The 21,027-nt window shown below is 77.4% G+C and carries 22 protein-coding genes; 3 read left to right on the forward strand and 19 right to left on the reverse strand.

All coding sequences use genetic code 11. From position 1 onward, the window contains the following. Nucleotides 1-19: 19 nt before the first annotated feature. The 3 genes from ABQ292_RS15080 to ABQ292_RS15090 all read right to left on the reverse strand — a co-directional run bounded on the left by ABQ292_RS15080 (nt 20) and on the right by ABQ292_RS15090 (nt 2,332). Complete coding sequence (locus ABQ292_RS15080) at nt 20-778, reverse strand: SDR family NAD(P)-dependent oxidoreductase (RefSeq protein ID WP_369207764.1); 759 nt, start codon at nt 776-778, stop codon at nt 20-22. 105 nt (nt 779-883) lie between these two features. After that, nucleotides 884-1,648, reverse strand: a complete 765-nt coding sequence (locus ABQ292_RS15085) for a DUF5995 family protein (RefSeq protein WP_369207766.1) — start codon at nt 1,646-1,648, stop codon at nt 884-886. 105 nt (nt 1,649-1,753) lie between these two features. Next, complete coding sequence (locus ABQ292_RS15090; protein WP_369207768.1) at nt 1,754-2,332, reverse strand: TetR/AcrR family transcriptional regulator; 579 nt, start codon at nt 2,330-2,332, stop codon at nt 1,754-1,756. Nucleotides 2,333-2,423: 91 nt separating this feature from the next. On the opposite strand from ABQ292_RS15090, the gene ABQ292_RS15095 reads away from it, so the two are divergent. Continuing rightward, entirely contained in the window at nt 2,424-3,299 is an 876-nt protein-coding gene (locus ABQ292_RS15095; protein WP_369207770.1) for an SDR family NAD(P)-dependent oxidoreductase, read from the forward strand. On the opposite strand, the gene ABQ292_RS15100 is transcribed toward ABQ292_RS15095, so the two are convergent. After that, nucleotides 3,292-5,217 (reverse strand): PucR family transcriptional regulator, encoded by a 1,926-nt coding sequence (locus ABQ292_RS15100; protein ID WP_369207772.1) that lies wholly within the window; start codon nt 5,215-5,217, stop codon nt 3,292-3,294. The two genes, ABQ292_RS15095 and ABQ292_RS15100, sit on opposite strands and share 8 nt — an antisense overlap. A 285-nt stretch (nt 5,218-5,502) precedes the next feature. On the opposite strand from ABQ292_RS15100, the gene ABQ292_RS15105 reads away from it, so the two are divergent. Beyond that, nucleotides 5,503-6,495, forward strand: a complete 993-nt coding sequence (locus tag ABQ292_RS15105; RefSeq protein WP_369207774.1) for an oxamate carbamoyltransferase subunit AllH family protein — start codon at nt 5,503-5,505, stop codon at nt 6,493-6,495. Between the two features lie 128 nt (nt 6,496-6,623). Here ABQ292_RS15105 and ABQ292_RS15110 read toward each other — a convergent pair whose 3' ends face one another. The 12 genes from ABQ292_RS15110 to def form a co-directional block, all read right to left on the reverse strand. Continuing rightward, nucleotides 6,624-7,058, reverse strand: a complete 435-nt coding sequence (locus ABQ292_RS15110) for an SSI family serine proteinase inhibitor (RefSeq protein WP_369207776.1) — start codon at nt 7,056-7,058, stop codon at nt 6,624-6,626. 187 nt (nt 7,059-7,245) lie between these two features. After that, nucleotides 7,246-8,112 carry an ATP phosphoribosyltransferase gene (gene hisG / locus ABQ292_RS15115; protein WP_369207778.1) on the reverse strand — a complete coding sequence of 289 codons (867 nt, stop codon included), beginning with the start codon at nt 8,110-8,112 and terminating at the stop codon, nt 7,246-7,248. A gap of 91 nt (nt 8,113-8,203) precedes the next feature. Beyond that, nucleotides 8,204-8,467 carry a phosphoribosyl-ATP diphosphatase gene (locus ABQ292_RS15120; RefSeq protein WP_369207780.1) on the reverse strand — a complete coding sequence of 88 codons (264 nt, stop codon included), beginning with the start codon at nt 8,465-8,467 and terminating at the stop codon, nt 8,204-8,206. Continuing rightward, on the reverse strand, nt 8,464-8,991 hold the full coding sequence (gene ribH, locus ABQ292_RS15125; RefSeq protein WP_369207782.1) for a 6,7-dimethyl-8-ribityllumazine synthase: 528 nt from the start codon (nt 8,989-8,991) through the stop codon (nt 8,464-8,466). The genes ABQ292_RS15120 and ribH overlap by 4 nt, the downstream gene beginning before the upstream one ends. Continuing rightward, complete coding sequence (locus ABQ292_RS15130; protein WP_369207784.1) at nt 8,988-10,307, reverse strand: bifunctional 3,4-dihydroxy-2-butanone-4-phosphate synthase/GTP cyclohydrolase II; 1,320 nt, start codon at nt 10,305-10,307, stop codon at nt 8,988-8,990. Before ABQ292_RS15130 ends, ribH begins: the two co-directional genes overlap by 4 nt. Next, on the reverse strand, nt 10,304-10,927 hold the full coding sequence (locus ABQ292_RS15135) for a riboflavin synthase (protein WP_369207786.1): 624 nt from the start codon (nt 10,925-10,927) through the stop codon (nt 10,304-10,306). The genes ABQ292_RS15130 and ABQ292_RS15135 overlap by 4 nt, the downstream gene beginning before the upstream one ends. A 1-nt stretch (nt 10,928) precedes the next feature. Then, nucleotides 10,929-12,098, reverse strand: a complete 1,170-nt coding sequence (gene ribD / locus ABQ292_RS15140) for a bifunctional diaminohydroxyphosphoribosylaminopyrimidine deaminase/5-amino-6-(5-phosphoribosylamino)uracil reductase RibD (RefSeq protein WP_369207788.1) — start codon at nt 12,096-12,098, stop codon at nt 10,929-10,931. Further along, nucleotides 12,095-12,784 carry a ribulose-phosphate 3-epimerase gene (gene rpe / locus ABQ292_RS15145; RefSeq protein WP_369207790.1) on the reverse strand — a complete coding sequence of 230 codons (690 nt, stop codon included), beginning with the start codon at nt 12,782-12,784 and terminating at the stop codon, nt 12,095-12,097. Before rpe ends, ribD begins: the two co-directional genes overlap by 4 nt. A gap of 46 nt (nt 12,785-12,830) precedes the next feature. After that, nucleotides 12,831-14,051, reverse strand: coding sequence for an FAD-dependent oxidoreductase (locus tag ABQ292_RS15150; RefSeq protein ID WP_369207792.1), 1,221 nt, complete (start codon nt 14,049-14,051; stop codon nt 12,831-12,833). A 13-nt stretch (nt 14,052-14,064) separates the two neighbouring features. After that, complete coding sequence (locus ABQ292_RS15155) at nt 14,065-15,456, reverse strand: RsmB/NOP family class I SAM-dependent RNA methyltransferase (protein ID WP_369207794.1); 1,392 nt, start codon at nt 15,454-15,456, stop codon at nt 14,065-14,067. Further along, nucleotides 15,453-16,427 carry a methionyl-tRNA formyltransferase gene (gene fmt, locus ABQ292_RS15160; RefSeq protein WP_369207796.1) on the reverse strand — a complete coding sequence of 325 codons (975 nt, stop codon included), beginning with the start codon at nt 16,425-16,427 and terminating at the stop codon, nt 15,453-15,455. The genes ABQ292_RS15155 and fmt overlap by 4 nt, the downstream gene beginning before the upstream one ends. Beyond that, a complete protein-coding gene (def, locus tag ABQ292_RS15165) occupies nt 16,376-16,909 on the reverse strand; it encodes a peptide deformylase (RefSeq protein ID WP_369207798.1) in 534 nt (177 codons plus the stop codon). Before def ends, fmt begins: the two co-directional genes overlap by 52 nt. A 118-nt stretch (nt 16,910-17,027) precedes the next feature. On the opposite strand from def, the gene ABQ292_RS15170 reads away from it, so the two are divergent. Next, the gene (locus ABQ292_RS15170; protein ID WP_369207800.1) at nt 17,028-17,522 is read left to right on the forward strand and encodes a hypothetical protein; all 495 of its coding nucleotides are present in this window, start codon (nt 17,028-17,030) and stop codon (nt 17,520-17,522) included. 62 nt (nt 17,523-17,584) lie between these two features. On the opposite strand, the gene ABQ292_RS15175 is transcribed toward ABQ292_RS15170, so the two are convergent. The 3 genes from ABQ292_RS15175 to ABQ292_RS15185 form a co-directional block, all read right to left on the reverse strand. Further along, nucleotides 17,585-18,328 (reverse strand): hypothetical protein, encoded by a 744-nt coding sequence (locus ABQ292_RS15175; protein WP_369207802.1) that lies wholly within the window; start codon nt 18,326-18,328, stop codon nt 17,585-17,587. A 204-nt stretch (nt 18,329-18,532) separates the two neighbouring features. Beyond that, entirely contained in the window at nt 18,533-20,536 is a 2,004-nt protein-coding gene (locus tag ABQ292_RS15180) for a primosomal protein N' (protein WP_369207804.1), read from the reverse strand. Nucleotides 20,537-20,579: 43 nt separating this feature from the next. Beyond that, nucleotides 20,580-21,027: hypothetical protein (locus ABQ292_RS15185; RefSeq protein ID WP_369207806.1), on the reverse strand; the 448-nt coding region annotated here is incomplete at its 5' end.

Genomic DNA, 21,027 nt, shown 5'->3' on the forward strand with positions numbered 1-21,027 from the left:
CCTCACGTCACCCGGGGGCTCAGCGCTCCTGGTCGGTGGGGCGGACGAGCACCTCGTTGACCGCGACGTGCCGGGGCTGGCTGACCACGTAGACGATCGCGCGGGCGACGTCCTGGGCCTGCAGCGGCGTCATGTCGGTGTACATCCGCTGGGACGCGGCCTTGGCGTCGGGCTGGGTGATGTGGTCGGTGAGCTCGGTCGCCACGGCGCCGGGCTCGACGAGGGAGATCCGCACGCCCTTCGTCGTCACCTCCTGGCGCAGTGACTCGCTGAAGGCGTTCACCGCCCACTTCGACGCGTTGTAGACACCGGCGCCCTTGCGCGCCTGCCGCCCGGCGACGCTGGAGATGTTCACGACGTCGCCCGAGCCCTGCTCCACCATGCCGTCGATCGCGGCGTGCGTCATGTACATGAGGCCGAGGACGTTGGTCGCCATCATCCGGCGCCAGTCCTCGGGGTCGGCGCCGACGATGGTCCCCAGCAGCATGACGCCGGCGTTGTTCACCAGGACGTCGAGGCCGCCGAGCTCGTCCCGTGTCCGGGCCACGGCGTCCCGGCAGGACTGCTCGTCGGTGACGTCGAGGTCGAGGGTCAGGACGCGGGCGCCCTCGCCGTCGAGCTCCCCGGCCAGCGCGGACAGGCGGTCGGCGCGGCGGGCACCGATCGCGACGGCGGCGCCGGCCTCCACGAGCGCGGCGGCGGTCGCCTCGCCGATCCCCGACGACGCCCCGGTGACCAGGGCGACCTTCCCGGACAGTGGTCGGCCGGCGTCGGTCATGCGGTCCTCCTCCCGGTGCGGCACGGTGCGGCACCCCGGACAGCCTGCGCCCGACCCGGGCACCCGGCAGGGCGGGACCGTCGACGCGAGGTGGCCCCGCGACGATCAGGTCCCCTGATCGTCGCCGCCTCCCCGCGGCAGCTCGACGCCGAAGCCGCGGACGGCCAGCCGCAGCAGCACCGGCCCGGGACGGCGCAGGTCGTGGACCCGCGCCGCGCTGACCACCTCGAGCTGGGCGACCCGCCGGGCGTACGCGTCGGGCCCGGCGAGCCGCGCCTCGTGCAGCACCATCGTGTTGGCCCACACCTTGCGCCGGGACTCGCGCAGCAGCACCTTCGCCGCCGTCCGGTTGGCCCCGGCCAGGAGCCGGTCGACCGGCGTCCGCCGGCTCCCGGCCGCCTGCAGGGCGACGTCCTCCTCGGCGACCCGGCCGGCCAGGACGGCGTCGATCCGCTCGTGGTCGCGACGGCGGCGCTCCAGTACCGCCGGGTCGGCGAAGTCGGCCGGCGCGATCACCCGCACCAGCGACTGCGGCAGGTCGAAGTTGATGTGCGCGTTCATCCCGAGCAGCACGTGGCCCTCCGGCCGGGTGGCCGGGTCGGTGCCGAAGGCCTCGCGCCAGGGCGCCGGCGGGGCGTCCGGGTCGCGCCGGTGCGCCTCCAGTGCGTCGAGGTAGAGCCCGGCGAAGTCGACGTCCCAGGTGGTCACCCACTCCGGGTCCTCGAACAGCCCGCCGTCGATGGCGGCGTCGACCGCCCGGGTGGTGCGCAGGTAGGTGCCGAGGAAGAAGCGCCCCGGGTCGTCGGCCGCCTCCAGCGCCGCCAGCAGCTCCTGCATCCGGCCGACGAGCTCCTCCACCGGTGCGGTCACCCGACGATCGTGCCCGCCGGGCCGGACGGTCGCAGCGGGAGGACCCCTGCCCCCCGCCACTCGCGGGCTCGCGGCGGGCCCCTGCAAGGGGCCGCCCGACGGGGATCACGGTCCGAGGAGGGCCGGGAGACGGTCCAGCGCCGCGGTCAGCAGGGCCGGCAGGTCGTCGGCGTCGCCGTCCAGCCAGTCCTGCTGGGCGACCTCGAAGCAGGCGACGACCAGCTTGGCCATCAGCAGCGCGTCGGCCGCGGGGACGCCGCGTCCGGTGGCGAGGCCGTCGGCGAGCGCGGCCTCCCAGCGCCGCAGCTTGGCCGCCGCACGCAGGCGCAGCGCCGGCACGGTGGCGACCACCTGCTCCCGGGTGAGCAGCAGGTCCCGCAGGGGGGCGACCCGCTCGGCGGTGCGGACGACGGCCGTGCGCAGCGCCGGCCACGGCGGCTGCCCGGCCGGTGCCTCGGCGACCGCGGCGGCGGCACCGGCCAGCAGGTCGTCCTCGAGGCCGAAGAGCAGGTCCTCCTTGTCGGCGAAGAGGCGGAACAGGGTACTGCGCGAGAGATCGGCCACCGCGGCGACCTGCTCGGTGCTCGTGCCGGCGTAGCCCTGGGCGGCGAAGAGCTCCACCGCCCGGCGCGTGACCTCGGCGCGCGTCCGTCGGCGGCGGCGCTGTGCGGCGGTCTCGTCCACGGTGCCTCCTTGACACGTCGTACCGTTGTGAAACAGAGTCTCACATCGGGACGACGTCCCGGATCCCTCCGTCGAGTGTGCAGGAGACACCATGGACGAGCAGCGGACGGCACTGGTCACCGGCGCCACCTCGGGACTGGGCCGGGCCACCGCCGGCCTGCTGGCGGCCACGCCGGGTTGGCGGGTGCTCCTCGGCGCCCGTGACCCCGACGCGGGCCGACGGGTCGCCACGGAGCTCGGCCCGCACACCGGCGTCCTGCCGCTGGACCTGGCCGACCTCGCCTCCGTGCGGGCCGCCGCGGCCTCCGCTGCGGAACGCGGGCCGCTCGACGCGCTGCTGCTCGTGGCCGGCGTCCAGCAGATCCGGGCCGACCGCGCCTCGGCCGACGGCCACGAGCTGACCTTCGCGGTCAACCACCTCGGGCACTTCCTGCTCACCCAGGAGCTGCTGCCGCACCTGGCACCCGGTGCCCGGGTCGTGGTGGTCAGCAGCGGCACCCACTTCGGCACCTCCCGGAAGTCCGGCCCGTTCCCGGGCCCGCGCTGGGCCGACCCGCGGGAGCTGGCACGGCCGCGCGCGGAGTCGGGACAGCGGGCCTACGCCACGTCCAAGCTGGCCAACGTCTACTTCGGCCGGGAGCTGGCCGGCCGCTGCCCGCAGCTGTCCGTCGTCGTCTACGACCCGGGGCTCATGCCGGTCACCGGGCTGGCCCGGTCCTACCCGGCGCCGGCGCGCGCCCTCTACTCGGCGCTCGCGCCACTGCTCGCCCGGCTGCCGTTCGCCCAGACCCCCGAGCAGGCCGCCGCCCAGCTCGCGGCACTGGTCACCGGCCCGGCCGGCCGCAGCGGGCGCTACGTCGAGCGCGACGCGGAGGCGCCGTCGTCGCCGGAGAGCACCGACCCCGACCGAGCCCGCGAGCTGTGGGAGGTCAGCGCGGAACTGGTCGCGCCGGCACCGGTCAGATGAGCGCGTCGAAGCCGTCGTCGGGCGGCAGCAGGCCGGAGTCGACCGGCGGCCGGTGCGGCTGGTCCAGCCCGCGCATCCGCGCCGCGTGCAGCGCCAGCAGGAGGTTCAGCCGCAGCGTGGGGTCGGTGGTGAACGGCCCGAGCAGCCGCTCGAGCTTGCCGATGCGGTAGCGCATCGTGTTGTAGTGGAAGTGCAGTCGGCGGGCCGACTCGGCCACGTTGAGGTTGGTCTCCAGCAGCACCCGCAGCGTCTCGCGCAGGTCGGCGGAGTCGGGGTCGGAGGCGTCGGCCAGCGTGCCGAGCACCTCGTCGACGTAGGTGCGCAGCTCCGTGCTGTCGGGGATGAGCGAGAGCAGCCGGAAGACGCCGAGCTGGTCGAAGTGGGTGACCGCGGCCGTCCCGTGGATCTCCTGGCCCACGCCGAGCGCCCGCTGCGCCTGCTGGTGGGCCTCCCCCAGCGCCGAGAGCGACAGCGCCGGGCGTCCGATGCCGGTGGCCAGCACGCGACCCACCCGGCGCACCCGCGCGTTCACCCGCGAGGTGACCGCGGTCACCAGGGCGGTGATCTCCTCCGGCGACCGCTCGTCGAGCGGGAGCACCGTGACGATCTCGGTGGACAGCCCCGCCACCGCGGCACCGGCGACCTCCGACTCCAGCGCCGCCCGCCAGCCGTCGGCCAGCCGGTCCAGGACGTCGAGGGCGCGGGTGGGGTCGGCCTGCGGGTCGGCGGCGGTCTCGGTCGCGGTCACCAGGACGACGACCGGGCCGTCGAGCCGCCAGCCGAAGGACCGGGTCTGTGCCAGCGCCCGCTCGGTGTGCCGCAGCGACCCGGCGACCAGCCGGCGCACCAGGTCGCCCTGGAAGCGCAGCTCCACCGAGTGCACGGCCTGCTGGCGGATGACCGACAGCGCCGAGATGACCGCGGCCCGCTCGAGGACACCGCCGGCGCCGACCACCATCTGCCCGGTCCGGTGGACGGCGACCAGCCAGCCGTGCCGCTGGTCACCGGCCATGATCGGCGCGACGGCGTACTCCCCGACGCCGCCGGGCAGCTCGTGGTGGCCGGGGACGAGCAGGATCCCGTCGGCCGGCGACAGGTCGGCGTCGGCGAGCACGTCGGCCGGGGTGACGACGGTCTGGTCGGCGCGCACGCCCGAGACCCGGCGGGAGGGCGCCATGAGGGCCAGCTCGTCCTCGGCCTCGGCGTCGAGCAGCCACAGCCAGTCACTGATCTCGGCGACGTCGTCCGGCGGGCCGGCAGTGGTGACGATCTCGCGGTCGGGACCCAGGCCCAGCACCGCGGCGCCCTCGAGGAAGGTGGCCAGCTGATCGGTCACCTCGGCCAGCCCGCCGCCGGACAGCGCGACGTCGATGAACTGGTCGTGCATGCGGGCCGAGAGCACGAGCGCCTCGCCCTGCTTGCGCACGACCGCGCCGAGCACCTCCGAGACCGCCTCGTCCAGCCGGATGGTGGGGGGCAGGGCGACCACCGGCAGGCCGCGCCGGTCGGCCTCGGCCAGCACCTCGGCCGGGACCGGCGGCGGCCCCTCGGTGCGGCGGTAGGCCAGCGCGGCGGTGCCGAGCTGGTCGAGTCGCTCGACCAGCGCCCGGCAGTCGGCCGGGTCGGCCGGCGGCAGCCGGGCACCCAGGACGACGAGGACGTCGGGGGCGGCAGCGGCCAGCGGCGCCGACGGGTCGTCGACGACCATGTGGCGGACGATCCGCTCCTGGCCGGCCCGGCCGGCCACCACCTCGGCACCCGCGAGGCGGGGCAGGCGCAGGGCCTCGTCGACCCGGAGACCGACCCGGTCCCGCCATCCGGACCGCTCGTCGCGGGCCGCGGCGGTCCGTGCCGCGCCGGTGCCGTGCCACCCCCGCTGGAACGGCAGAGGTGCGGTGGGGTACGGCCCTGAGGTCATTGAGACCTCACCCTGAGTCACGACTCGCCCTCCTCGTCGGCCATCGTCCTTCTCGAGTTGCAGGAACCTGGCAGGTGTGCCTGGACGGCCACCCTCATTCTTGGCCACATTCGCCATACGAGGACGTGCGACGCGCCGCTTAGCTTCGAGACCCGGTTCGTTCCGTCCGTCGGATGGTAGGCGGTCGCCGTACACGGCGCCGTGACTGCCACCGGCGGGAGGGCCGGCCCGGGCGGGAGCCCCGAGTGGAGGGTCGCCCCGCCGAGCGACGGTGAAGGGCCTGCCATGCGCACCATCGACCACACGACCCCCGACCCCGAGGCCGCCGTCCGCGGGCGTGCCGCCCGCGCCGGCGTCCCCACGATCCCCCTGCCCCGCGCCTCGGCCCAGGAGGCGCTGCGCACGGCGGCACCGGTGCGCGCGGCGTCGGCCGTCCCGGCCTCGGCCAGCACGGGCGTCGCCGACCTGCTCCGCGGACCCGTGCGCCCCGCGCGCGTGCTCATGAGCGCACCGGCCGCCGTCTACCTGCAGGTGTCCACCGACCGCGGGAGCGACGTCGTCGGCGTGCTCGCCAGCGACGCCGCGCGGCTGCCCCTGGGCTGCGTGCTCTTCCGCCCGAGCAACGGCCGCCCGCTGGTGAACCTGCCGAGCGGTGCGCCTGCCGAGGTCGGCGGCGGCCGCATCGTCGTCGGCGACCTGGTCGTGCGTGCGGCGGCGTGGTGGGACCCGCGGCCGCGGCTGCCCAGCCCGCGTCCGGCGCTGCTGCCGGAAGGCGTGCGGCAGCTGCGCACCACGCTCTACGGCGAGGGCGTCCCGCACAGCGCGTTCACCCTGCCCGGCCTGCCCGCCGGGCCGGGGGGTCCGCTGGCCGCGCTGCGCGGCGCCGTCCGCCGGGCCGACCTCGACGCGGCACTGCGCACCGCGGCGCGCCTCGTGGGCCTCGGCCCCGGCCTGACCCCGGCCGGCGACGACGTGATGGCCGGCACCATGGCCGGGCTCGTGCTACTGGGGCACCCGTCCGCCGAGCGGTTCGCCGCGGGCGTCTACGCGCTGGCCGTCGGTCGCACCACCGAGCTGTCGCGGGCACTGCTGCGGCACGCCGCGGCCGGCCGGGTCAGCGGCGAGTACGCAGCGGTGCTGCACGGCCTGGTCGGCGAGCGCCCCCTGGGCCCGGCGATCGCCGGCCTGCTGGCCACCGGGTCCACCAGCGGGCGGGCCATGGCGCTCGGCCTGTGCACCGCGATCGACCTGGTCGACCGCACCACGCGGGTGCGCTGACCGGGTCCCACGCCGCAGCGGCCCCTCCCCACCCGGGGAGGGGCCGCTGTCGTCTGCGCGCGTCGACTCCTCCCGAGCGAGGTGCGCCGGTGGTGCACTCCGGCCTCGGAGCACGCCACCGGCGCACCTCACCCGACGGGCCCGGGGAGCAGCGGGCCGAGGGAGTCCCACTGGCTGATCCGGCAGCCGTCGGTGCGCGAGAGCGCGAGGTCGACGCCGGCCCCCCGCCAGGTCCCGGTCACGCGGGCGGTCTGCGGGCCGCCGTACTGCTCGGTGCAGAGGCGACCGACGGCCAGCGGTGCGAACGGGTCGTCCATCGCGGCCAGGTGCGCGCAGGCGGCCCGTGGGTCGGGGTGGTCGCCACCGGGGACCTCGCCACAGGTCAGCGTGTACCGCTCGAGCGGGCTGCCGTCGCCACGGTCGACCTCGACGACCAGCTCGTCACCGCTCACCGTCCCCGGGCCGGTGGTGCCGGGTGCCCCGCCGCCGCCCCGCTCGGCACAGGCCGCGCACAGGAGCGTCAGCGCGGCGAGCAGCAGCAGCGGCCCCGTCCGGAGGCTCACCGCGAGCCTGCGAGCGGGCAGCACGGCGGCCCCCGTGCAGGGTCCCGCCGCGAGCCTGCGAGTGGCGGGGGGCACGGCGGCCCCCGTGCAGGGTCCCGCCGCGAGCCTGCGAGTGGCGGGGGGCACGGCGGCCCCCGTGCAGGGTCCCGCCGCGAGCCTGCGAGTGGCGGGGGGCACGGGGGTCCTTCTAGATCCGGCAGGCGTGGATGCTGGTCACCAGGATGGCGCGGGCGCCGAGCTCCCAGAGCTCGTCCATGACCCGGTTGGTGTCGCTCTGCCGGACCATCGCCCGCACCGCCGACCAGTTCTCGGTCTGCAGCGGGCTGACCGTGGGGCCCTCCAGCCCGGGCGTCAGCGCGGTGGCCTTCTCCAACAGCTCGTTGGGGCAGTCGTAGTCGAGCATCACGTACTGCCGGGCGACCAGCACCCCGCGCAGCCGCCGGCGCAGCTGTGCGACGGCGGGGACCTCCTCGGCGCCCTCGCGGCGGACGAGCACCGCCTCGCTGCGCAGCACCGGCTCGCCGATGATCCGCAGGCCCGCCGCGCGCAGCGTCGTCCCGGTCTCGACGACGTCGCACACGGCGTCGGCCACGCCCAGCCGGCAGGCGGTCTCCACCGCGCCGTCGAGCTTGACCACCCCGGCCTTGATGCCCGACTCGTCGAGGAAGCGCTGCAGCAGCACCGGGTAGGCCGTGGCGATCCGCTTGCCGGCCAGCTGCTCGACCGCGTCGATGCCCGACTCCACGGGGCTGGCGAAGCGGAACGAGGACCGGCCGAAGCCCAGTGGCATGACCTCCACCGCCGAGTGGCCCTCGCCGTCGGCCGGGGCGGTCTCCAGCAGCATGTCCCGGCCGGTGATGCCGACGTCGAGCGTGCCGGCGGCGACGTACACGGCGATGTCACGCGGACGCAGGTAGAAGAACTCGGTGTCGTTGTCGGGGTCGTAGACGGCGAGGTCCTTGGTGCTGCGCCGCTGGCGGTAGCCGCTCTCGTCGAGCATCTCGGCCGCGGGCTCGCTCAGGGCGCCCTTGTTGGGGACGGCGACACGCAGCACGGGAGGGCTCCTCAGGTCGGTGACGGGCGGTCGGCCCTCCTGCAGGGTCCCGCCGCGGGCGTGCGGGCGGTGCGGGCAGGAGGGTCCTTCTTCAGAGGTGGGTGTAGACGTCGTCGAGCGTCAGCCCGCGGGCGAGCATGAGGACCTGGACCCGGTAGAGCAGCTGGCTGATCTCCTCCGCCGTCCGGTCGGCGCCCTCGTGCTCGGCGGCCATCCAGGACTCCGCGGCCTCCTCGACCACCTTCTTGCCGGCCGCGTGCACGCCGTCGCGGACGGCGGTCACGGTGCCCGAGGCGGGGTCGCCCGCGGCGACCTTGCCCGAGAGCTCGGCGAACAGCTCGTCGAAGGTCTTCACGCGTGCCCCTGCCCGGCGACGGGGGTGGCCTGGAAGCCGGTGGCCTGCGGCGGCACGCGCAGGCCGCGCAGGGTGAGGGCGGTGGCCAGCGCGGCCACCGTGGCCTCCCAGCCCTTGTCCTCGGCCGAGCCGGGCAGGCCGGCCCGGTCGCGCGCCTGCTCCTCGGTGTCGCAGGTGAGCACGCCGTTACCCACGGGCCGGCCGGCGTCGAGGGCGACCCGGGTCAGGCCGGCGGTGACGGCGTCGCACACGTACTCGAAGTGCGGCGTCCCCCCGCGGATGACCACGCCGAGGGCGACGACGGCGTCGTGCCGCTCGGCCAGCGCCTGCGCCACCACGGGCAGCTCCACCGCGCCCGGCGCGCGGACGACGGTCGGCTCGGGGACACCGCTGGCGCGGGCGGCCTGGACGGCGCGGGTCAGCAGGCTCTCGGTGATCTCGGCGTGCCAGGTGGTGGCCACGATGCCCAGCGACACCCCGGCTGCGTCGACCGGGCGCACCTCCGGCGCTCCCCTCCCGCTCACAGCTGCTGCTCCCGCTGTCCGAGGGGGACGTCGGTGCCCGGCACGGTCGCGACCCCGGCCGGGACGTCGGCCGGTCCGGACTCGGTCTCGGGCTCGATGATGTCGAGCAGGTGGCCCATGCGGTCGCGCTTGGTGCGCAGGTAGGCCAGGTTCTCCACGGTGACGTGGCTGGGCAGCGGCACCCGGCCGGTGACCTTGAGCCCGTAGCCCTCCAGCCCCGCGCGCTTGGCCGGGTTGTTGGTCAGCAGCCGCATGGTGTGCACGCCGAGGTCGACGAGGATCTGCGCGCCGGTGCCGTAGTCGCGGGCGTCGGCGGGCAGGCCCAGGTCGAGGTTGGCGTCGACGGTGTCGATGCCGGCGTCCTGCAGCTGGTAGGCCTGCAGCTTGTGCAGCAGGCCGATCCCCCGGCCCTCGTGCCCGCGGATGTAGAGCACGATGCCGCGGCCCTCGCGGGCGACGGCGGCCAGCGCGGCCTGCAGCTGGGGGCCGCAGTCGCAGCGCAGCGAGCCGAAGACGTCGCCGGTGAGGCACTCGGAGTGCACCCGCACCAGGACGTCCTCGCCGTCACCGACGTCGCCGTAGACGAAGGCGACGTGCTCGCGCTCGTCGTAGGAGCTGCGGTAGCCGACGGCGGTGAAGGTGCCCGGCGCCAGCGGCACGGTGGCCTCGGCGACCCGCTCGACCAGCTTGTCGAAGCGCTTGCGGTAGGCGATCAGGTCGGCGATCGAGATCAGGCACAGGTCGTGCTCGTCGGCGAAGACCCGCAGCTCCTCGCCGCGGGCCATCCCGGTCGGGTCCTTCTCGCTGACCAGCTCGCACAGCGTGCCCGACGGGCGCAGCCCGGCCAGGACGGCGAGGTCCACGGCGGCCTCGGTGTGCCCGGGGCGGCGCAGCACGCCGCCGTCCTTGGCCCGCAGCGGCACGATGTGGCCGGGCCGGGCGAGGTCGGCGCTGGTCGTCCCGGCACCGGCGAGCAGCCGGATGGTGTGCGCGCGGTCGTGCGCGGAGATGCCGGTGGTCACACCCTCGCGGGCGTCGACGGTGACGGTGTAGGCGGTGCCGCGGCGGTCCTGGTTGACCCGGAACATCGGCGGCAGGTCGAGCCGGTCGGCGTCGGCCTCGGTCACCGAGACGCAGATGTAGCCCGAGGTGTAGCGGACCATGAAGGCCACCAGCTCGGGCGTGGCCAGCTCGGAGGCGAAGATCAGGTCGCCCTCGTTCTCGCGGTCCTCGTCGTCGATGACGACGACGGGCCGGCCGTCCTTGACGGCCGCGATCGCGCTCTCGACGGAGTCCAGGCGGACGGCGGCACTCATCGGCGTGCTCCCAGCAGGCGTTCCACGTACTTGGCGATCACGTCGACCTCCAGGTTGACCGGGTCCCCCGGGGCGCGGCCGCCCAGCGTGGTCTCGCGCAGGGTGGTGGGGATGAGGCTGACCTCGAGCCACGGGTCCGGGTCGTCGGCCGCGCTGAGCGCGCTGACGGTCAGGGAGACACCGTCGATCGTGATCGAGCCCTTCTCGACGACGTAGCGGGCCAGCTCCGGCGGCAGCGCGACCCGGACGACCTCCCAGTGCTCGCCCGGCGTCCGGGACACGACCCGGCCGACGCCGTCGACGTGGCCCTGCACCATGTGCCCGCCCAGGCGGGTGTGCGCGGTGACCGCCCGCTCCAGGTTGACCGGGTCGCCGTCGGCGAGGGCGCCGAGGCTGCTGCGGCGCAGGGTCTCGGCCATGACGTCGGTGGACCACACGGAGCTGCCGTCGGCGGCGGGCTCGACGCCGGTCACGGTGAGGCAGACGCCGTTGACCGCGATCGAGTCGCCCAGCGCGACGTCCTCGAGCACGCGGCGGGCGCGGATGCGCAGGACCGCGGCGTCGCCGGTGTCCTCGCGCGTGGCGAGGGAGCCGACCTCCTCGACGATCCCGGTGAACACCTCAGCCCCTCTCGTGCACGTGCGGTCGGTCCCCAGTGTGACGGGTGGGGCGCAGACGGATCTGCACGTCCCCGCCCAGCAGGGTGACGTCCCGTACCTCGAGGGAGAGCGCCGCGGAGATCGTGCTGATTCCCAGGTCGCCGACCAGGGAGGGGCCGGCGCCGAGCAGCGTGGGTGCCAGGTGGACGACGGCCTCGTCGACCAGCCCCTCGCGCAGGAACGCCGCGGCCAGGGTGGGGCCGCCCTCGAGCAGCACCCGGCGGACGTCGCGGTCGAACAGCTCGGCGAGCAGCTCCGCCGGGCCGGCCGCGGCGCTGACGTGCGTGGGGGCGGCGTCGTCGAGCACGCGCGCGGTCGCCGGCAGCCGGCCGCGGCGGTCGTGCACCACGCGCAGGGGCTGGCGGGCGGCGTCGCGGCCCTCGGCGTCGCGGACGGTGAGCTGCGGGTCGTCGGCCAGCGCCGTCCCGGAGCCGACGACGACCGCGTCACAGGTGGCGCGCAGCGCGTGCACGGCGGCACGGGCGGTGGCACCGGTGATCCAGCGGCTGGTGCCGTCGGCGGCGGCCACCCGTCCGTCGAGGGTGGCCCCGACCTTCCAGACGACCTGCGGCCGCTGCTCGCGCACGCCGGTCAGCCAGGCGCCCAGCGCGCCCTCCTCGGCGGCCTCCCGCTCGACGCCCAGCTCGACGTCGACGCCGGCGGCGCGCAGCCGCTCGGCTCCCCCGCCGGCCAGCCCGGTGGGCTCGGGGACGGCGACGACGACGCGGGCGACGCCGGCGGCCAGCAGCGCGTCGGCGCACGGTCCGGTGCGGCCGGTGTGCGCGCAGGGCTCGAGGGTGACGACGGCGGTGCCGCCACGCGCGCGGTCGCCGGCCTGCGCCAGGGCACGGACCTCGGCGTGCGGGCCGCCGGGCGGGGCGGTGGCGCCCTCGCCGGCGAGGCCGCCGTCGGCGGCGAGCACCACCGCGCCGACGGCCGGGTTGGGGCTGGTCGTGCCGAGGACGCTCTCCCCGAGCTCGCGCGCACGGGCCATGGCGCTGGACTCGCGCGCCTGTGCCATGGCGCGGGACTCGCGCGCCCGGGCCATGGCGCGGGACTCACGCGCCCGTGCCATGGCGCTGGACTCACGCGCCCGTGCCGCGGCGGCGAGCTCCGCCGGGCTGCCGGTCACCCGGCCGTGCCGGCCCGGGCCACGGCCGCCGAGGCCTGCGTGCGCAGGGCGGCGATGGCGCGGGCCGGGTCGTCGGCGCCGTAGACGGCCGAGCCCGCGACGAAGACGTCGGCGCCGGCCTCGGCGGCCTGCTCGATGGTGTCGGTGTTGATGCCGCCGTCGACCTCGACGAAGAGCTGCAGGTGGCCGGTGTCGACCAGCTCGCGGGCCCGGCGGACCTTGGGCAGCACCTCGGCCATGAAGGCCTGCCCGCCGAAGCCGGGCTCGACGGTCATGACCAGCAGGGTGTCGAACTCGCGCAGGACCTCGGTGTAGTCCTCGAGCGCGGTGCCCGGCTTGACGGCCAGGCCGGCCAGGGCCCCGGCGGCGCGGAGGTCGCGGGCGACGGCGCGCGGGTCGCCGGTGCAGGCCTCGGCGTGCACGGTGACGTTGCGGGCGCCGAGCTCGGCGTAGCCGGGCGCCCAGCGCTCGGGCGCCTCGATCATCAGGTGGCAGTCGAGCGGGATCGGGCTGACCGCCTGGATCGCCTCGACCACCGGGAGCCCGAGGGTCAGGTTGGGCACGAAGTGGGCGTCCATGACGTCGACGTGCAGCCAGTCGGCGTCGGCCACGCGGGCCACCTCGTCGGCCAGCCGGGAGAAGTCCGCCGACAGCAGGCTGGGCGCGATCATCGGGGCACGGGGCACGTCTGCCGAGTCTAGGTGCGCCGATCACCCCTCCCGGCCGGTGGGACTACGGCAGGGGCGCCCCGCGCAGCCGCCGTCCCAGGGCCAGCGCCCCGCCGACGGCCGGGAGCGCGAGGCCGGTCGCCAGCGCCCGGAGGACCGGCGAGGACAGCCGGCGCTGCCAGGCCAGCACGGGCAGCGCCTCCCGCAGGACGGCCGGCGCCACGGCGAGCACCCGCTCCTGCGCGGCGGCCATCGCCTCGGGCAGCGGCCGGGAGAGCAGGTCCTCGGCCAGTCCCGCGGCGTCGGCCACCGCGGTGCTCGCGCCGGCCCCGGCGGTCGGGGGCACCGGGTGGACGGCGTCGCCCAGCAGCGTGACCCGGTCCGAGCGCCAGGGCGCCGGGTCCGCGGGGAGGACGAAGGGGAACTCGGCGACCGAGCCGGGCTCCGCCGCCGCCACCAGGTCGCGGAAGCGCGGCGACCACCCGGTCAGCGCCGCCTCCGCGATCGCGCCCAGCTCCGCACCGGACGCGGCCGGCAGCTCCTCCGGCCACCGCTGGTCCGGCAGGGCGACCGACCACACGAGGTACGGCGGCTCGGGAACGGCGCCGGGGACGGCCACGCGCGGGCCGGGCAGGTGCGCGGCGAGGAACACCCCGGCGCCGCCCGGACCGATCGCGAAGGCCAGACCGCGCTCGAGCGTGCGCGGGAACGGCGGTGCGGGCCGGTCGAGCGGCACGGTGCCCGCGACCGCGGTCACCCCCGCCGGCCGGGCTGCCGGCCGGCCGGTGAGGCGCCGGGTGGTCCGTGAGCCCGCGCCGTCGGCCCCGACCAGGACGTCGACGTCGACCTCCGCACCACCGGCGGTGCGCACCGTCACACCGTCGGGGTGCTCGCTGTGGTCGGTGACGGCGTCGCCCCAGCGGACGGCGCCGTCCAGGCCGCCGGCCAGCACCTCGCGCAGCGCCCGGCGGCCGATGAGGAGCACCTCCCCCTCGTCGTCCACCGGCAGCCGCAGGCGGGTGCGGCCCCGGGAGTCGAGGACGGCGAAGCGGGTGAAGGCCTCGGCGCCCACCCCGCTGGCGCGCAGGGCCTCGACCAGCCGCGCGGGGAGGACGCGGCGGAGGGCGGCCATCGCCGGTGCGTCCAGGTGAAGGCGGTAGCCGGCGGTCTCGGCGGCCGAGCCGTCCCGCTCGAAGACGGTGACCCGGGCGCCGCGCGCCCGCAGCGCCTGGGCGAGGACGAGACCGCCGATCCCGGCTCCGGCCACGCCGACGTGCAGGGTCACGGCGCCTCCTCGCTCACCGGGTGCGGCGCAGCAGGGCCATGAACATCGCGTCGGTGCCGTGCCGGTGCGGCCACAGCTGCCCGTACGGTCCCCGCTCGACGCCGGGCACGCCCTCGAACAGCGGTGCCACGGGCAGGAGCTCGACGTCGTCGCGGGCGGCCGCGGCGTCGGCGACCGCGACGGTCTCCGCGGTGTGCGGCGAGCAGGTCACGTAGGCGACCACCCCGCCCGGGCGCACCGAGGTCAGCGCCGCGTCGAGCAGCGCCGTCTGCAGCTCCACCAGCGGGCCGACGTCCTCGGGCCCGCGCCGCCAGCGCACCTCGGGCCGCCGGCGCAGCGCGCCCAGCCCGGTGCACGGCGCGTCGAGCAGCACCCGGTCGAACGACCCCGGCGCCCACGGCGGCTGCCGCCCGTCGGCCACCAGCACCTCGACGTCGTCCTCGTCGCGCAGCGTCGTGCGCACCAGCTCGGCACGGTGCGGCGCCCGGTCGGCGGCGGTCAGGTGCACTCCCGCCGGGCGGACCGCGGCCAGCAGCCCGGCCTTGCCGCCGGGGCCCGCACAGACGTCGAGCCAGCGGGCGTCGGGGCCCTCCAGCGGCGCGCGGGCCAGCAGCAGCGCGGCGAGCTGGCTGCCCTCATCCTGCACCGCGGCGGCGCCGGCGCGCACCGACGGGATCCGGCCGGGGTCTCCCCCGCCCAGCCGCACCGCGTACGGCGACCACGGCCCGGGCGTCCCGCCGGACTCCTCGGCCAGCGCCTCCCGGGCCACGCGGCGGGCGACCAGGTGCACCTCGGGCGGGGCGTCGTCGGCCAGGAGGGCGGGCTCCAGCTCGGCGTCACCGCCCAGCGCGTCGCGCCACGCCGCGACGACCCACTCGGGGTGGTCGGTGGCCAGGGCCAACCGCCGGTCGCCGTCGGTACCGAGCTCGGCCAGCCACGCCGCCCGGTCGCCGCCCGTGGCCACCTTGCGCAGCACCGCGTTGACCAGACCGGAGGCACCCGCGCCGACGATCGCGCGGGTGAGGTCGACGGTGGTGGCGACGGCGGCGTGCGCGGGCACCCGCAGGTCGAGCAGCTGGTAGGCGCCGAGGCGGAGCAGGTCGAGGACCCGCCGGTCGAGGTCGGCGAGCGGCCGGTCGACCAGCCGCGCCAGGACGGCGTCGAGCGTGCCCTGCGCGCGCAGCGCCCCGTAGGCGAGCTGCGTGGCGAAGGCGGCGTCGCGCGGCTCGAGCCGGCGCTCGCGCAGCAGCTGGGGCAGCAGCAGGTTGGCGTAGGCCGCGCGCGCGGAGACGCCGTCGAGGACGTCGTAGGCGGTCAGCCGGGCGCCGTCGAGGACCGGACGGCGGGGCGAGCGGTCGCGGCGGCCCGAGCGCGGACCGGCCGGACGGCGGGGCGGGCGCGTCACTCGCCGAACCGCTCGTCCGGCGCCGGGCGGGCGCCGCGGGCCCAGTCGGCGGCCGGGAGAACGCGCCTGCCGGCGGGCTGTACCTCGCCGAGCCGGACGGCGCCGCGGCCGGTGCCCACGAGGACGCCGTCCGGGCCCACCGCGAGCTCACCGGGTCCCAGGGACGACGACGGCACGGGCTCGACCGGGCCGAGGCGCAGTCGCTCGCCGCGCCACGTGGTCCACGCGCCCGGCGCCGGGGTCACGCCGCGCACCCGGCGGTCGACGACGTGCGCGGGCAGCGCCCAGTCGACCCGCGCGTCGGCGGTCTCGATCCGCGGCGCGAGGCTGACCCCCTCCGCCGGCTGCGGCCGGGGCTCGAGGCTGCCGTCGGCGATGCCGTCGAGGGTGGCCACGAGCAGCCGGGCGCCGCTGACCGCGAGCCGGCCGAGCAGGTCGCCGGCGGTGTCGCGCGGGCCGATCGGCTCGGTGACCACGCCGTACACCGGCCCGGTGTCCAGGCCCTGCTCGAGGCGGAACGTGCAGGCGCCGGTGAGCTCGTCGCCGGCCATGAGCGCGTGCTGCACCGGGGCGGCGCCGCGCCAGGCCGGCAGCAGCGAGAAGTGCAGGTTGACCCACCCGTGCGCGGGCAGGTCGAGCGCGGCGGGCGGCACCAGCGCGCCGTAGGCGACCACCGGCGCGCAGTCGACGGCGAGGTCGGCCAGCTGCGCGAGGAACTCCGGCTCCCGCGGCGAGCGGGGCTGCAGCACCGGCAGGCCGGCGGCGTCGGCGCGCCCGGCCACCGGCGAGCGGCTCACCTTCCGGCCGCGGCCGGAGCGGGCGTCGGGGCGGGTGAGGACGGCGACGACCTCGTGGCCGGAGGCCAGCAGCGCCTCCAGCGAGGGGACGGCGGCCTCCGGCGTCCCGGCGAAGAGCAGCCTCAGTGCGGGCTCACCTCCACGCGCGGGACCCAGGCGCCCATGCCGGTCCACTCGGCCTCGGCCAGCGCCGCCAGCGCGGCCGCGCGCGCCTCCCGGTCGAGCCGGTCGACGAACAGCACGCCGTCGAGGTGGTCGACCTCGTGCTGCACCGCGCGGGCCAGCAGCTGCGAGCCCTCCACCCGGACCGGGTCGCCGTGCTGGTTCCAGCCCGTGGCGACGACGTGCAGGTGGCGGCGGCAGTCGAAGCGGTAGCCGGGGATCGACAGGCAGCCCTCCGGCGCCTCCTCGGTCTCCTCGCCGACCAGGTCGACCTCCGGGTTGACCAGGTGGCCGACCTCGCCGTCGACGTGCCAGGTGAAGACCCGCAGGCCCACGCCGATCTGCGGCGCGGCCAGTCCGGCGCCGCCGGCGGCGTGCATGGTCTCGGTCAGGTCGGCCACCAGCCGGCGCAGCTCGGCGTCGAAATCGACGACGGGGGCCGCGGGGGTGCGCAGCACCGGGTCGCCCATCAGCCGGATGGGGGTCACGCTCACCGGTCGATCGTAGAAGAAGGCCCCCTCCGCCCCCGACGCTCGCCTGCTCGCGCCGGGTCCCTGCCGAGGCGCCACCGTGGCGGCTCGGGTGCCCGGACGGCCGGGCTACGGTGCTCGCATGGCCGCACCGACGTCCCACCGTGTCACCGCGGTCGCGACCGCCGCCCTCGACGGTCTGGTGGTCGGCGGCGCCGAGGCGGCCCTGGAACTGCCTCCCCGCTCCTGGGCACGCGCCCGGTTGTACCTGGCGATCAGCGCGGCCGTGGCGGCCGAGACCGTCCTCCGCGAGGTGCCGGCGCTGCGCCGGGTGCTGCGGGGACTGCCCGCTCTGCCCGACGACCCACGGGACCGGGCGGCCCGGCTGCACCAGGCACTGGTGACCACCGGATGGGGGCTGGTGGTCACGGTCGTCGACGGACCCCTCGCCCGGTCCCTGCGCCGCCGCGGGGTCACGCACCCCCACCTGCTGCTCGGGGTGGCGGTCGGCGCGGCCACGGCCGCCTCGACCCTGCCGGTGTGGTGGCGCCGGGCCACGGCACGGATCGAGGAGGAGCGGGTCACCGCCGGACTGGACGACGAGCTCGCCGAGTTGCTGGAGCAGATGACCGACTGAGTCGAGCGGCCCGGCCGGCCGGGCCGGCGCCCCGGGGACGCGGGCCCGGCCGGCCGAGCAGCTCAGGCGGCCAGACGCACGGCGGACTTGGCCACCTCGAGGTGCTGCGCCTGCTGGGACAGCTGCGCGGCGCCCTCGGCGTCGTCGACCCCGACCTGCGGGGCGAACCCGGCGTCGTGGGCGACGACGGTGCCCTCGAAGTCGACGAGGTCACCCTCCTGCACCTGGTACGGCGACTCGCCGGCCTCGCCGGTCAGCTGCACCCACACCCGCTGGGTGTCCGACGTGCCGACCCAGAAGCCCTCGTCGGCGGGCACCGACAGCACCTGCACGCCGGTGGCGGTGGCCGGCTGCCCGGCGACGCCGCCCAGCGCGCCGGCGGCGTCGGGAGCGGCGGCCAGCTCGAGCACGGAGCGCCCGTCACCGGTCACGACCTGCCCCTGACCACCGGCGCCACCGGCGGGCGCGCCGGCCGAACCGGATGCCGACCCGGACGAACCGGCCGACGCCGAACCCGACGATGCCGAACCGGACGATGCCGAACCGGACGACGCGCCCGATCCCGAGCCCGACGACCCGGCCGATCCCCCGCTCGTCCGGGCCGTCCGTCCCGCGGTGTCCGTCCCGCCCTCCGGGTCGTCGCCGAGGCACTGGCTCAACAGCAGCGCCAGGGCGACCAGGGCGGCGACGAGCAGCGCGCCGAACAGCAGGCCCCTCCGGCGGCGGTCGTCCTTCGGGCCGCCCGAGACGGGCGTGGCCCCGCGCTGGGCGCCCGGGCCGGTCGGCGGCGTGCGCGACTCACTCATGTGTCCTCCTCGATGCGTGTGGTCGCGCGGACTCCCTGCCGGGCCTCTGCAGGCCGGGGGTCGGCGGTCTCGACCGCACCCGTCCGCGCGCCTCCCCCCGTGTGCGGAGGCGGCGCTCTCGTACCCCGGGCGGCTTACAACGTAAACGGGCCGGGCGCGATCCGGTCGTCCTCGATCGGACACGTCGGCCGGCGCGGCACCGCCTCAGACGAGCTCGAGGGGGTCGAGCTGCACCCGCACGTGCTCGGCCGCCTTCCGGGCACTGCGCACGCCCTGCACCTCGGCCAGCGCCGTCGCCAGGGCGAGCCCCTCACCCCGCGGCACCCGTACGAGGTAGCGCTCCCGCTCGCCCTCCTGACCGGGCCGCGGGGGCTCGGGCACGGGGCCGAGCAGGTCGGCGTCGGCGGGCAGCCGGGCGGCCGCGAGGAACTCCGCCAGTGCCGCCGGCGACCCCGACAGCGACGCCATCCGGGTGGCCGGCGGGAAGCCCAGCTCGCGGCGGTCGGCCAGCTCCCGCTCGGCCAGCCAGCCCGGGTCCCAGCGCACCAGCGCCTGGACGACGGGGTGGGCGGCATCCGCGGCGACGACGACCTGCCCGGCGGGCCGGACGAGGGCGGCCGCGTTCATCCACCGCCGCAGGGTCTCCTCCCCCGCCCGCAGGTCGGCCCGGCCCAGCAGCGCCCAGGAGTCGAGCAGCAGCGCCGCGCCGTAGCCCGCCTCGGCCACCGGCTCGGCACCGGGCGTGGCGACGACGAGCGACGGCCCCCGGGGCACCGACGGCAGCACGCCCGAGCCCCGCCCCGACACCCGGACGGCGGCACCGGGGAACGCCCGGCCCAGCTCCTCGGCGGTGCGCGACGCCCCGACGACGGAGGCCCGCAGCTTCGTCCCGTGGCAGTGCGGGCAGTCGAAGGTGGCCGCCGGCCGGGCGCACCAGCGGCAGGCCGGCACCCGCGAGCCGCCGGGCCCGGGCGTCGGCGCGATGCCCAGGGGACCCGAGCAGACGGCGCACCGGGCCGGCGCGCGGCAGCGGTCGCAGGACAAGCCGGGCGCGTAGCCGGCGCGGGGCACCTGGACGAGCACCGGGGCGCCGTCGGCGAGTGCCTGGCGGGCCACCCGGTGGGCGAGGCTGGGCAGCCGGGCGGTGCGCGCGGCGGGGTCGCGGGCGAGCTCGGCGTCGGCGCCCAGCGCCTGCACCCTCGGCGCCGCGGCACGCAGGGTGGCGCGGTCGGCGGCCAGCTCGTGCGCCCAGCCGCTCTCCACCAGCAGCGCGGCCTCGGCGGTGCGCGCGGTCGCCGCCACGACGGCCGCGCACGAGGTGAGGTGCGCCCGGTGCAGGAGCACGTCGCGGGCGTGGGCGTAGGGGGCGCGGGGCTCGGCGTGCAGGTCGTCGCCGTCGTCCCAGATCGCCACCAGGCCGAGGTCGGCGACCGGCGCGAACGCCGCCGCCCGGGTGCCGAGCACCACCTTCGCGCTGCCGCGGGCCGCGTCGAGGAACCGGCGGTAGCGGGCGTCGGGCGCGGCGTCGGCGCGCAGGACGACGAAGGACCCCGTCGGCAGCGCGGCGCCGGCCGCGGCCTCCAGCCGGTCGAGGTCGCGGCCGTCGGGGACGACGACCAGCGCGCCGCGCCCGCCCGACAGCGCCGCCCGACACAGCTCGGCGAGCCGCGCCGGCCAGTCCTCCCCGGGCAGCGCCGTCCACACCGCGTGGGCCGGCCGGCCCTCGGCGACGGCGGCCAGCAGCGAGGGGCCGGCCGGGTAGCGGGCGAAACCGGCCGGGTCCGGCGGCTCCGGCGGCGGCGGGGGCTCGGCCGGCGGGCGCTTCTCCGCGGCGGCGCGGCGCGGCGGGAGGGCCAGCCGCAGGACGTCGGTCAGCGTGCCGCCCCACCGCTGCGCGACCGAGCGGGCCAGCGTGGCCACCTCCGGGGTGAGCACCGGCTCGGACGAGACGAGCTTGGCCAGCGGAGCCAGTGTCCGGCCGGTGTCGCTGGAGTCGGCCAGCTCCAGCACCACGCCGTCGACCAGCTGCCCGGCGAAGCGCACCCGCACCCGGCAGCCGGCCCGGACCTCGCCGGCCATGTCGTCGGGGACGGCGTAGTCGAAGGTGCGGTCGAGGTGGGCCAGGGGCACGTCGACGACGACCCGGGCCACCCGCGGCGGAGGGGCCCCCTCCCCCTCGGGAGCGGGGTCGTCGAGGACGGGCGGCACGTCCCGGAACGCTACCGAGCAGCGGCGACAGGACCGGCGCGGCTCAGGCGTCGGTGCCGCGCGGGATGCCGAGCGTGGCCAGCAGGTCCTCGTGGAACTGGATCCACACCAGGTGCAGGGAGTCCCGGTCGTGACCGTCGACCCAGCCGCGCTCGCCGGCGCCCACGCGGCGCAGCGCCGCGGCGTACAGCCCGGCGTAGCCCTCGAAGCGGGCCAGCCGGGCGGCCAGCTCGGCGCAGAGCGCGGCGAAGGCCGTCTCGACCGAGGTCAGCGTCCGCAGCACCCGCTCGTCCCAGCGCCAGTCGGTGTGGTCGTTGACGGCCATCGGGTCCAGCCGGGTCGGGCGCACCTGCCAGTCGGTGCACGCGGCGCTGAAGCGGCGGTTGAGCGGCCGGAAGCGGGCGTGCACGCCGGCGACCTCGTCGCGGAGTCCGAGCGCGTCCAGCTCGGCGGCGAGCCGGCGCTCGCCCTCCTCGCGGCCGGCGTCGCTC

Origin of the sequence: Geodermatophilus maliterrae, from assembly GCF_041018925.1 — a bacterium.
In the GTDB taxonomy this organism is placed as follows: domain Bacteria; phylum Actinomycetota; class Actinomycetes; order Mycobacteriales; family Geodermatophilaceae; genus Geodermatophilus; species Geodermatophilus maliterrae.

What these genes read in the sequence shown, in the direction of transcription:
- ABQ292_RS15095 (WP_369207770.1), top strand. Translation starts at nt 2,424, where the DNA reads ATGGACGAGCAGCGGACGGCACTGGTCACCGGCGCCACCTCGGGACTG.
- ABQ292_RS15080 (WP_369207764.1), bottom strand. Translation starts at nt 778, where the DNA reads ATGACCGACGCCGGCCGACCACTGTCCGGGAAGGTCGCCCTGGTCACC.
- ABQ292_RS15100 (WP_369207772.1), bottom strand. Translation starts at nt 5,217, where the DNA reads ATGACCTCAGGGCCGTACCCCACCGCACCTCTGCCGTTCCAGCGGGGG.
- ABQ292_RS15105 (WP_369207774.1), top strand. Translation starts at nt 5,503, where the DNA reads ATGCGCACCATCGACCACACGACCCCCGACCCCGAGGCCGCCGTCCGC.
- ABQ292_RS15175 (WP_369207802.1), bottom strand. Translation starts at nt 18,328, where the DNA reads ATGAGTGAGTCGCGCACGCCGCCGACCGGCCCGGGCGCCCAGCGCGGG.
- ABQ292_RS15170 (WP_369207800.1), top strand. Translation starts at nt 17,028, where the DNA reads ATGGCCGCACCGACGTCCCACCGTGTCACCGCGGTCGCGACCGCCGCC.
- ABQ292_RS15130 (WP_369207784.1), bottom strand. Translation starts at nt 10,307, where the DNA reads ATGAGTGCCGCCGTCCGCCTGGACTCCGTCGAGAGCGCGATCGCGGCC.